General features: G+C 73.1%; 6 protein-coding genes and 1 pseudogene. 5 read left to right on the top strand and 2 right to left on the bottom strand.

The genetic code is table 11. From position 1 onward, the window contains the following. Window positions 1–6 precede the first annotated feature (6 nt). Window positions 7–2,109 (bottom strand): glycogen debranching protein, encoded by a 2,103-nt coding sequence (locus GB864_RS08835; protein ID WP_160424161.1) that lies wholly within the window; start codon window positions 2,107–2,109, stop codon window positions 7–9. Between the two features lie 105 nt (window positions 2,110–2,214). Between GB864_RS08835 and GB864_RS08840 the strand changes: the two genes are divergently transcribed. The 3 genes from GB864_RS08840 to GB864_RS08850 all read left to right on the top strand — a co-directional run bounded on the left by GB864_RS08840 (window position 2,215) and on the right by GB864_RS08850 (window position 5,551). Beyond that, on the top strand, window positions 2,215–3,438 hold the full coding sequence (locus GB864_RS08840) for a cysteine desulfurase family protein (RefSeq protein ID WP_160424163.1): 1,224 nt from the start codon (window positions 2,215–2,217) through the stop codon (window positions 3,436–3,438). Window positions 3,439–3,513: 75 nt separating this feature from the next. Continuing rightward, window positions 3,514–4,635, top strand: a complete 1,122-nt coding sequence (mnmA, locus tag GB864_RS08845; RefSeq protein WP_160424164.1) for a tRNA 2-thiouridine(34) synthase MnmA — start codon at window positions 3,514–3,516, stop codon at window positions 4,633–4,635. A gap of 163 nt (window positions 4,636–4,798) precedes the next feature. Next, entirely contained in the window at window positions 4,799–5,551 is a 753-nt protein-coding gene (locus GB864_RS08850; RefSeq protein ID WP_160424166.1) for a hypothetical protein, read from the top strand. 19 nt (window positions 5,552–5,570) lie between these two features. On the opposite strand, the gene GB864_RS08855 is transcribed toward GB864_RS08850, so the two are convergent. Then, window positions 5,571–8,942, bottom strand: a complete 3,372-nt coding sequence (locus tag GB864_RS08855; RefSeq protein WP_160424168.1) for a hypothetical protein — start codon at window positions 8,940–8,942, stop codon at window positions 5,571–5,573. 277 nt (window positions 8,943–9,219) lie between these two features. On the opposite strand from GB864_RS08855, the gene ligA reads away from it, so the two are divergent. Both ligA and GB864_RS18485 read left to right on the top strand, forming a co-directional pair. Then, complete coding sequence (ligA, locus tag GB864_RS08860; protein WP_160424170.1) at window positions 9,220–11,622, top strand: NAD-dependent DNA ligase LigA; 2,403 nt, start codon at window positions 9,220–9,222, stop codon at window positions 11,620–11,622. Window positions 11,623–11,661: 39 nt separating this feature from the next. Beyond that, a pseudogene (locus tag GB864_RS18485) lies at window positions 11,662–11,884 on the top strand (hypothetical protein); the annotation flags it as partial.

An 11,884-nucleotide genomic window follows, 5' to 3' on the forward strand; every position in this document is an offset into this window, starting at 1 on the left:
GCGCGCTCAATCCCCGGCCGTCGGCTCCGTCGGTGCCGGCGCCGTCGGCGCCTCGTCGTCCTCGACGCCCTCGGCGCGGAAGAGCCGCATCGAGACGGGGGCCATCGTCACGAGGTCGCCCGGCAGCAGCGCCGACGTGCCGGATGCGGGCCGCTCGTCGGCGGAGGACCACAGCGCCGTGTAGCCGGTGACGCCCGAGTGCGCGGGCAGCACGACCTCCTGCTCTGCCTCGTGGGCGTGGACGACGAGCAGGATGCGATTGAACTCCTCGAACTCGGGCGTCGAGGCCGCGAGGTATTGCAGCGTGCGCTCGCGCGGGCTGTTCCAGTCGTCGATGGTCATGGTGCCGCCCTCGGCGTTGTACCAGTCCATCCTCGACGCGCCGGGAGTCGTCTCCCCGAAGCGTCCGAAGCGCATCGGCCGCAGGGCCGGGTTCTCGGCGCGGTGCCGCAGCAGTTCCGCGGTGATGGCGACGAGATCGTCCTGCCAGGGCTCCAGGTCCCAGTGCAGCCAGTTCGACTCGTCGTCGAGGCAGTAGGGGTTGTTGTTGCCGCCCGTCGAGCGCGCCGACTCGTCGCCCATGCCGAGCATCGGGATGCCCGCCGAGAGCAGCAGGGTGCCGAGCAGGTTGCGGTGGCTCTGCCGGCGCGCCGCGATGATCGCGACGTCGTCCGTCGGCCCCTCGACGCCGTGGTTGTAGGAGTTGTTGTTGTTCGAGCCGTCGCGGTTGTGCTCGCCGTTGGCCTGGTTGTGCTTGACGTCGTACGCGGTGAGGTCGGCCATCGTGAAGCCGTCGTGGGCGCTGATGAAGTTGACGCTCGCGAGCGGCCCGCGGGTGCCCGAGAACGTGTTGGACGAACCGGCGAGCCGGGTCGCGAACCGTCCGATGCCGCTGCCGGGGTCGCCGGTCTTGCGTTCGCGGCGGAGGTCGCCGAGCCAGATGTCGCGCATGCGGTCGCGATAGCGGTCGTTCCACTCGCTGAAGCCGTGCGGGAAGTTGCCCGTCTGCCAGCCGTCGGGGCCGATGTCCCAGGGCTCGGCGATGAGCTTCGCGTCGCCGAGGATGGGGTCGGCGAGCATGCCGACGAGCAGCGGGTGGTCGGGCGTGTAGCGCTCGTGGTCGTCGCGGCCGAGCGCCGCGGCGAGGTCGAGGCGGAACCCGTCGATCTGCAGCTCCTCGGCCCAGTAGCGCATCGAGTCGAGCACGAGCCGCACGGGCATCGTCGAACCGAAGTCGACCGAGTTGCCGCAGCCCGTCGTGTCGACGTAGTTGCCGTGCGCGTCGTGGCGGTAGTAGCCGAGGTTGTCGATGCCCCGGAAGCTGTACGTCGGCCCGTCCGCGCCCTCCTCGGCCGTGTGGTTGTACACGACGTCGAGCACGACCTCGAGCCCGGCCTCGTGCAGCAGGCGCACCATGCCCTTGAACTCGGCGAGCACCGCGTCGGCACCCGCCGCCTGCGCGGCCTGCGTCGCGTACGCGCCGTGCGGCGCGAAGAACCCGAGGGTGTTGTACCCCCAGTAGTTCGGCTTCCCGGTCTTCGCGAGCCAGAGCTCGGTCGTCGACTGCTGCACCGGCAGGAGCTCGACCGTCGTCACCCCGAGGCGCTGGAAGTGCCGGATGCTCGACTCGTGCGCGAGACCCGCGTAGGTGCCGCGGAGCTCGGCCGGCACCTCCGGGTTGAGCGCGCTGAAGCCCTTGACGTGCACCTCGGAGATGACGGTGCGGTCCAGGTGCACACGGGGCTTGCCGACGCCGCCCCAATCGAAGCCGCCGTCGACGACGACGCCGCGCCACCCGTCCACGGTCTCGACGAGGCCCTTCGCGTACGGATCGAGGAGCAGCCGCGTCGGGTCGAAGTCGTGGCCCGGGCCGCGCGGGCCGTCGACGCGCAGCGCGTAGTGCGCACCGGGGACGAGCCCGTCCTCGCTCACCGCCCAGATGTCCTTGAGATTGCGCCGCATCGGCACCTCGCGGAGGATGCGCGTCGGCTCGGCCGGATCGGTGAGCACGAGGGTCATCGCGCTCGCGTGCTGCGACCAGACCGCGAGGCGCGGCCCCGTCGAGGTCGTGCGAACGCCGAGCGAGCGAACGGAGTCGGCCGGGATCATGCGACCTACAGTAGTTGTGCGGGCAGCACCGGCTCCCGCGCGACCGACGGGCCGAAACGAGCCCGAAACGCGGGCGACGACGGGCACGACGGGAAGGGGAACGGCATGGGCGTCTACCTCGACCACGCCGCGACGACCCCCATGCGCGCGGAGGCGATCGCCGCGTACACGGACGCGCTCGCCGCGGGCGCGAACCCCGCGAGCATCCATTCGGCCGGCCAGCGCGCGAAGCAACTCCTCGAGGAGTCGCGCGAGCGCATCGCCGCGACCCTCGGCGTCGACGGCATCGAGGTCGTGCTGACGGGTTCGGGCACCGAGGCGATCAACCTCGCGATCAAGGGGCTCTACTGGGCGCGCCGCGCCGCCGACCCCGTGCGCACGCGCATCCTCCTGCCCGGCGGCGAGCACCACGCCACGCTCGACTCCGTCGAGTGGCTCGCGGCGCACGACGGCGCGATCGTCGAAGAACTGCCGCTCGACCGCGCCGGCCGCCTCGACCTCGACGCGCTCGCCGCAGCCCTGTCAGACTCGTCCGACGTCGCGCTCGTGACGATGCTCGTCGCCAACAACGAGGTCGGCACGATCGAGCCGGTCGTCGAAGCCTCCCGGCTCGCCGCGCGCGCCGGCGTGCCCCTGCACCTGGACGCGGTCGCCGCCTACGGGCAGCTCCCGATCGAGTTCGGCGCGTGGCGGCGGGAGTCGGGCTCGGGCCGGGGGAGCGGGCTCGTCGCGCTCTCGGTGTCGGCGCACAAGATCGGCGGCCCGAGCGGCGTCGGCGCGCTCGTGCTCGACCGCTCGGCGACGATCGAGGCGCTCCTGCACGGCGGCGGCCAGCAGCGCCGCATCCGCTCGGGCACCCAGGACGTCGCGGGTGCCGCCGCCTTCGCCGAGGCCGCCGCGCTCGCCGCCGTCGAACTGCCCGCGCACGCGGCGCGGCTCGCCGTGCTCCGCGACCGCCTCATCGCCGGCGTCCGTGCGAGCGTGCCCGACGCCGTGCTCTCCGGTCCGGAGCCCGGCCCCGAACGCCTGCCCGGCAACGCCAACTTCGCCTTCCCCGGCTGCGAGGGCGACTCGCTGCTTTTCCTCCTGGATGCCGCCGGCGTCGCCGTCTCGACCGGCTCGGCCTGCACCGCCGGCGTGCCCGAGGCCTCGCACGTGCTGCTCGCGATGGGACGCACCGAACCCGAGGCGCGCAGCGCGCTGCGGATGACGCTCGGCCACGGCACGACCGAGGCCGACGTCGATGCGTTCCTCGCGGCCCTGCCCGACGCCGTCTCCCGGGCGAGTCGTGCCGGTATGGCCTCTCGGCAGACCTCGTTCGACCGCTGAGCCACTCCGTCCCCGAACGGCGAGGATGCCTCGGCTCCGGGGAACCGTGCAGGGGCGGGGCGTAAACTCCGTCGAATGCGAGTACTGGCAGCGATGAGCGGCGGCGTCGACAGCGCCGTCGCCGCGGCGCGCGCCGTCGAGGCGGGCCACGACGTCGTCGGCGTGCATCTGGCGCTCAGCCGGATGCCCGGCACGCTGCGCACCGGCAGCCGCGGCTGCTGCACGATCGAGGACTCGATGGACGCCCAGCGCGCCGCGAACGTCCTCGGCATCCCCTACTACGTCTGGGACTTCTCCGAGCGGTTCAAGGCCGACGTCGTCGACGACTTCATCAGCGAGTACGCCGCCGGCCGCACGCCGAACCCCTGCATGCGCTGCAACGAGCGCATCAAGTTCGCCGCGCTGCTCGAGAAGGCGCTCGCGCTCGGCTTCGACGCCGTCGCGACGGGTCACTACGCGAAGATCGTCGAGGATGCCGCGGGCCATCGCGAGCTCCACCGGGCCAGCGCCGAGGCGAAGGACCAGAGCTACGTGCTCGGCGTCCTCACCGCCGAGCAGCTCGCCCATGCGTACTTCCCGCTCGGCGACACCCCCTCGAAGGCGCTCGTGCGCGAGGAGGCGGCCCGTCGCGGCCTCTCCGTCGCGCAGAAGCCGGACTCCTACGACATCTGCTTCATCAGCGACGGCGACACGAAGGGCTGGCTCGCCGAGAAGGTCGGCACGGCGCCCGGCGCGATCGTCGACCGAGAGGGCAACCGCCTCGGTGGCCACGACGGCGCACATTCGTACACCGTCGGCCAGCGCAAGGGCCTCGCGATCGGCACGCCCGCGCCCGACGGCCGCCCCCGGTTCGTGCTCGAGGTGCGTCCCAAGGACAACACCGTCGTCGTCGGCCCGCGCGAGGCGCTCGCGATCGCCGAGATCGCCGGTTCCCGGTTCTCGTGGGCGGGCGAGCCGCCGGCCGACCCGAGCCGCCGCTTCGAGTGCGAGGTCCAGATCCGCGCCCACGCCGACCCGGTTCCCGCCGCGGCCGTGCTCCAGGCGGGCGAGTCGGGCGCCGACGAGCTCGTCGTCACCCCGGATGCCCCGCTCGACGGCGTCGCCCCGGGGCAGACCGCGGTGATCTACGTCGGCACGCGCGTGCTCGGCCAGTTCACGATCGACCGCACGGTCTCGGCGGTGCCGGTCTCCGTCTGAGACCGCTCGGCGGCTCAGCCTCGACGGGCGCGCCGCCGGCGTGCCGTGCGCGCGATTACCGGCCGGAGCCCTGCGTTGTCAAGGGCCTGCCGTCGGTGCCCGCGTCGTCCCTAGGGTCGTCGCAGTGCCGATCCCGGCACGTCCCGACGACGAGGAGTCCAGCGTGACCATCGATCGCACCTCCGCAACCCCCGCTCGCGAGCTCGGCACCGAGGAGCCCGCACCCGCCGTCGACGAGCGGCCCGCCACACGCACGGCCGCACGGGCCGCCGCCCGCGAGGCGGAAGCCCGTGGTGCCGCCGCCGCAGAGGCGTCCGGCCCCGCGTCATCCGATCCCGACGCGGGGCAGTCCGCCCAGCCCACCCAGCGCGAGCTGCTCGCCCGGCAGCGCCGCCGCTTCGGCGGCGTCAAGGTCGGCTCCGCCCTTTTCGGCTGGCTCGCCGCCACGGGCACCGCCGCGGTGCTGCTCGCCCTGGTGGCCGCCGCCGGCGCGCTGCTCGGCTACGACGCGGTGCCCGGCTGGATCGGCACGCTCGACGTCGACGCCGAGACGATCGGCTGGCTCGGCGCCGGCCTCGTGCTCGTCGGCGTCTTCCTCTCTTATTTCGCGGGCGGCTACGTCGCCGGCCGGATGGCCCGCTTCGACGGTGCCGTGCAGGGCGTCGCGGTCTGGACCTGGGCGCTCGTGATCGCGATCGTCGCGGCCCTCGCCTCGGTGCTGCTCGACGGGCGCACCGACCTCTTCGCGAACCTCGGCACGCTGCCTCGCATCCCGCTCTCGGACGGGGAGTTCACGGTCCTCGGCCTCTCGATCGCCGTCCTGGCGGCACTCACGAGCCTCGGCGGCGCGGTGCTCGGCGGCATCGCCGGCACGCAGTTCCACCGACGGGTCGACCGGGTGGCGCTGCGCGGCTGAACCGGTCGGACGGCGGGCGTCAGACGAACGGCAGGCGGTCGCCGGCCCCGTCGGCGCCCGTCGTCGCCGTCTGCTTCGGAGCATCGACTTCCGGTTCGTCCTCCGGGCGGTGCGGTTCGCGCACGTCGAGCCGGGTGAAGACGGCCCAGATCGTGAAGGCGATCAGGGCGAAGCCCGCGAAGATCAGGATCCAGAAGAACACGTCGCCGCGCGTCGTCCCGCTGCCGGCGGTCGGGAGCACGAGCAGCGAGAACGCGAGCGCCACGACGAAGAAGAGCGCACCCCACAGCAGCTTCGAGTCCTCCCAGACCCGGCGGCCCTCGAGGAAGTGCAGCGGGAACGAGACGACGAGGAGGGCCGTCAGGCCCTCGGCGACGATCGCGACGAGCGTGTCGATGAGGTAGGCGATGCCGAAGCCGTCCGGAGAGACGTCGGCGAGCATCGAGTACGCGATCCACGAGCCCATGCAGAGGGTGAGCACGACGCCAGCCTGGATCAGCACGGCGTTGCGCGCCTGACGGCGGGAGGCGCGCACCATCTCGAGGCCGATCACGAGGCCGATGAGGAAGCCCGGGGAGAAGTCGAGCAGTCGTGCGGCGATGACGCCCACGATCGCGAAGACGATGATCGCCGGTTGGATCGAGATCTCGGTCTCGATGTCGTCGCCGAGGCGCTGCACGAGCAGGCGGGTGATCCAACTCGCGACGTAGCTGAGCAGGAAGAACGCCGTCGCGAGCGAGAGCACGAGTCTCATGGAGGTGAGGTCGAACCCGAAGTCGGGATCGGTGAAGCCGAAGATGACGCTCACGACGACGACGAGGATGAGCGCCGCGAGGGCCCGGGAACCGGTGAACGCGACGAACGCGTCTTGCAATGCATCCATGCGTCGCTCGATCGCCCGGAAGCCGCGGCCGAGGCGCCCCGAGCTCGAGGAGATGGTCGAGTTCAGGATCTCGGTGGGCACTGCGATGAGGAAGAGCAGGGCGAGCGCGACGAGCCCCGCGAGCACGATCGACTCGGGCGCCAGGTGCTGGATCGGCGGCAGTGCGTGGGTCAGCGCGCTCGGCGCGCCGGGTTCGTCGCGGGTACTCGCGGCTTCCTCCTCCGATTCGGCGACGAGGACCTCCACCTCGCCCTCCGGGACGAGCTCCTCGCGATCCTCGGTGATCGCGGCGGGACCGGCGGTCGCGACCGGCGGGATCGTGAGCTCGACGGGTGCCTCGAAGACCGAAGCGACCGTGATGGGAGCGGCGATGGAGTCCGGGACCGGTTCCGTTTCCGGTTCCGGCTCCGGAGCCGGCGCGGGCTCCGGGGGTGCGTCGACGGGCGGGGCGAGCACGACGACGGGGAACGTCGTCGACTGCTCGTCGCCGTCGGGCGTGGTCGCGGTGAGCACCAACTGGTGGGATCCGGGCTCGATCGAAGCCGGGATCGCCGAACGGAACACGAAGGCGCCGTCCGCCCCGGCGGTCGCCGCGCCGAGCAGCACCGGGTCGGAATGCAGGACGACGGCGATGACCGTGCCGGGCGGTGCGCCGGACCCGTCGAACTCGAGGTCGCCGCCCGCGTAGAGCTGTCCCGACGGCATGAGGCCGAACGTCCACGGCCACGTCGGCGCGGCGCCGCTCAGGATCGATTGCGTGACCGCCGAGAAGGTGCGTCCGCCGGCGAGGTCGGTGCCGACCGCGCGGAACTCCCAGCGACCGTCGGGCGGCACGCAGTCGAGCGCCCAGGCGCCGTGCCGGTCGACGCCGATCGCGCACACCGCGCTCCACTCGCCGCTGCCCGGTGTCCGCCGCTCGATCACCACGCGGCCCATCGCGGGTCCGGTGCCCGACCAGTGCACGGCGGCGCCGCTCGCGAACCGGCGGGAGTCGGGGACGACGAGCGTCACCGGGTCCGCCGTTCCGCGAATGCGCACGATCGGGCCGCTCGCCGGCGACGACGTTCCCGTCACGACGTTCACGACGTGCGCGGACAGCGTCGACTCGCCGACGGCGAGCGGCACCGTGCACGACCAGGTCGCGGTGCCCGGGAGGTAGACGGTCGTGCCGCAATAGGAGGAGGTCGTGCCGTCGGGGCCGACGACGTCGACGACGACCGAGCCGCCGCCGCCGCCGGCGAGCGAGGCGAAGTCGTAGCCGCCGCCGAGCGTCGTCGAATCGCCGAGGGTCGAGCCGCCTGCGGGATCGTCGTCGACGACCGGCGGTGCCGGCACGACCGGCGCGCGCTCCGGCACGCGGAGCGTCACCGCAGCCGGAGCGCTGCCGACCTTCCACGTCCGCTGGACGATCTCGACGCGGTAGTCGCCGGGTTCGAGACCGGCGGTGCCGAGCGTGCAGGAGTAGGCGCCCGTCGGGCTCACGCTCGAGAGGCACTTCGCCTCCGTTCCCGTGACGCTCGCCCGGACGACGGAGCCGGCGCCGGCGAACGCGGTGCCGGTGAAGAGCGCGGACTCGTCGTCGGCCACCACCGGGTCGACGGCAGGCGTCGGGGCCGGGAACCGGACGATGAACCGGATGCTCGCGCTCCGGCCATCGGCGCGGACCTCGAGCGTGTGCGCGCCGGGAGCCGGGACGGGCCTGCCCTCGCAGCGCCACGTGTCATCGGAGCGAACGGGCACGGCGGTGCATCCCGGGATCGGCGTCCCGTCGAGGCGGAGCGAGACGACCGGCGGCGCCGGCTTCCCGCCGGTGCGGCCCCGGCCGGACTCGGACGCCGGCTCGAACCACCACGAGCCGCTCCCCGCGACCGAGGACGTGCCCGCGTCGGCGGCGGGCGGTGCTTCGAGGTCGGATTCCACGCCGCTCGAGTCGATCGAGTCGCCGGGGTCGTCGGTCGGCACCGCGGCGGGGGGCGTGACCGGGGTCGGGGCAGGCAGGGGAGCGGGTGCCGGAACGGGCGCGGGCGTCGACGTCTGGGAGGGAACGGGAGCCGCCTCGCCGGAACCGGAGCCTTCCTCGGCACCGCCGGTCGCGGTCCCCGAGTCCGGCTCGGGACCTGCGGCGCCGCCGTCGGCGGACTCGGTCGCGCCGTTCCCGTCCGTCCCGGGGCCGCCCTCGACCCCATCGGGGCCGGGGTCGGCCCGGCCGTCGGTTTCGATCGCCGACCTGCCGGCGCCACCGCGTCCGGCGCCGGGAGCGTCGTCACCGTCATCCCAGCCGTCCCCGTCATGACCGTCATGGCCGCGCCGATCGCCGTGCTCGGCGGTGCCCGCGTAGACGAAATCGTCGCCCGTCGAGTACTCGAGGGTCGAGCCCGAAGCCGGCGCGGAGATCCGCAGTTCCGCGTGCTGCCCTCCGGCCACCGCCGGTGCGCCGAGCGCCAAGGAGGCGATGAGCGCGCCGACTGCGGCGGCGCCCGAAAGAGCGGGCAGTCGCTTCCGGGACACGGCGACCTCGTTTCGCGTGCAACGGGGAGGAGAAACGCGGGGAGGTGGAGCTGGACGCGTCCGGGGGGACGCGGGCCGCCCGGCGCTCGGCCGGGCAGACGATGGTGCCCTGGATCCGGCGTCGGATCCGATGAGAGGAATCTGAGAAATCGTAGCGTCTTCGCGTTTCGGGGAGCATCCGTTTTTTCCGGTTCGTCCACGTCGTCCCGTCCTCGCGGCCCCCGTTCGGGGGGTGAGCGAACCGCGGCCTGTCCGCCGTCCTCGCTACGCTGACCGGGTGGAGCAGACGCAGGACTTCGAGCGCGCACGATCCGAGTGGGAGGCGCTGCGGGAGCAGATCGAGCGCTACCGCACCGCCTACTACTCCGAGGGCGTGAGCCTCGTCAGCGACGGCCAGTACGACGAGCAGTTCCACCGGCTCGAAGCCCTCGAGCGCGCGTTCCCCGAGCTCGCCGGGCAGGACTCGCCCACGCAGGAGGTCGGCGCCGCGGTCGTCTCCGCGGGGTTCCCGCCCCACGAGCACGCCGAGCGCATGCTCAGCCTCGACAACGTGTTCAGCCTCGAGGAGTTCGCCGATTGGGCCGTCAAGACGGCCGACGCCGCGGGCCGGCCGGTGCGCTGGCTCTCCGAGCTCAAGATCGACGGCCTCGCCATCAGCCTCGCCTATCGCGACGGCGTGCTCGAGACCGCGACGACGCGCGGCGACGGCCGAGTGGGCGAAGACATCACCGAGAACATCGACTGGATCCCGGTCATCCCGCGCACCCTCTCGGGCGAGGGCTTCCCGCCCTTCTTCGAGGCGCGCGGCGAGGTCTTCATCGCGACCGCCGACTTCACCGCCATGAACGGGCGCCAGCACGAGCTGCAGGCCGCGTTCGAGACCGACCAGCAGGCGAAGGGCGTGCCCGCCGACAAGGTGAAGGTGCGCTACCCGGAGTTCGCCAACGCGCGCAACGCCGCCGCCGGCAGCCTCCGGCAACGCCGCGAGAACAAGAACGCCGACCAGATCGACCTCATGCGCGAGCGGCTCGGGCGCCTCTCGCTCTACATCCACGGCATCGGCGCCTGGCAGCATCCGGAACTGCCGAACCAGTCCGACATCTACGGGCTCCTCGACGGGTGGGGTCTGCCCGTCTCGCCGCACTCGCGCGTCTTCGACACCGCGGCCGAGGTGCAGGCGTTCATCGCCGAGTGCGGCGTGCACCGGCACGATTTCGAGCACGAGATCGACGGCATCGTCGTGAAGGTCGACGAGCTCGCCCTCCACGACGAGCTCGGCGCCACGAGCCGCGCCCCGCGGTGGGCGATCGCGTACAAGTACCCGCCCGAGGAGGTCACGACCAAGCTGCTGCGCATCGAGGTCGGCATCGGCCGCACCGGCCGCGCCACGCCCTACGCGGTCATGGAGCCGGTCAAGGTCGCCGGCTCGGTCGTGCAGCAGGCCACGCTCCACAACCAGGACGTGGTGCGAGCGAAGGGCGTGCTCGTCGGCGACCAGGTCGTGCTGCGCAAGGCGGGCGACGTCATCCCCGAGATCCTCGGCCCCGTGCTCGAACGACGCGACGGCTCCGAAGTCGAGTGGACGATGCCGGTGCACTGCCCCGTGTGCGGCACCGAACTGCGCCCCATGAAGGCCGGCGACATCGATCTGCGCTGCCCGAACGCCGAGAACTGCCCCGCCCAGGTGCTCGGGCGCGTCGAGCACATCGGATCGCGCGGCGGCCTCGACATCGAAGCGCTCGGCGTCGTCACCGCCTCCGCGCTCACCCGTCCCGAGTCGCCCGCCGAGCCGCCGCTCGTCACCGAAGCCGGACTGTTCGATCTCACCCTCGAGCAGCTCGTGCCGATCGTCGTCGTCGTGCGCGACCCCGAGACCGGCGAGCCGAAGGAGGACGAGGAGACGGGCGAGCCCGTGCGCCGCGCGCCCTTCCAGGTGCTGAGCCCGGCCGCCTACCCGCCCGGCACCGAGGACTGGACCCCGGCCGAGCGCCGCAAGGCCGGTGTGAAGAAGGACTACCGCGTCGCGGTGCCCTCGAAAGCCGCCACCACCCTCCTCGACGAGCTCGAGAAGGCGAAGACCAAGCCGCTGTGGCGACTGCTCGTCTCACTGAACATCCGTCATGTCGGCCCCGTCGCCGCGCGCGCGCTCGCCGACTGGTTCGGCTCGCTCGACGCGATCCGCGGCGCGTCGGTGGCCGAGATCGCCGAGGTCGAGGGCGTGGGCCCGATCATCGCCGAGTCGCTCGCGGAGTGGTTCGAGGTCGACTGGCATCGCGAGATCGTCGACCGCTGGACAGCGGCGGGGGTGCAGTGGGCGACGCCCGGCCACCCGGGACCGGGGGCGGCGGTCGCCGCGGGCGGCGTGCTCGCGGGGCTCACCGTCGTGGCGACCGGCTCGCTCGACGGGTTCACCCGCGAGGGCGCGCAGGAGGCGATCATCCAAGCCGGCGGCAAGGCGGCTTCGAGCGTGTCGAAGAAGACCGACTACGTCGCGGCCGGTCCCGGTGCGGGCTCCAAGCTCGCCAAGGCCGAGGAGCTCGGCGTGCCGGTGCTCGACGCGGCCCAGTTCGCGATCCTCGTCACCCAGGGGCCCGAGGGGCTGGGGCTCGGCGACTCTGACGCGGCCGATGCGGCGTCGGACGCGCCGACCGCAGCGGAGGAGCCGGCCGCCGACGTGTGATCCTCGGCGCCGGGCGGCGCCTCCGCTACTGTCGAGCGCATGTCGGGGGACGAGACAGGCGGGCGCGGGGCGGGCGCGGCGGGGGAGACGCCGCCCGATCGACCGGGCGGGTCCGAGACTGCGAGCGAGGATGCGGCCGCGCGACCGGCTCCGGACGGGGGCGGGCGACCGAGCCGACGCGAGTTCCTGCGCGCGGGCGGCGTGTTCGCCGCTGGCGCCGTCGCCGGCGGCGCAGCGGGAGCGGCGATCGCGACCGCGGTGC

This window comes from Agromyces seonyuensis, from assembly GCF_009789225.1.
Classification (GTDB): domain Bacteria; phylum Actinomycetota; class Actinomycetes; order Actinomycetales; family Microbacteriaceae; genus Agromyces; species Agromyces seonyuensis.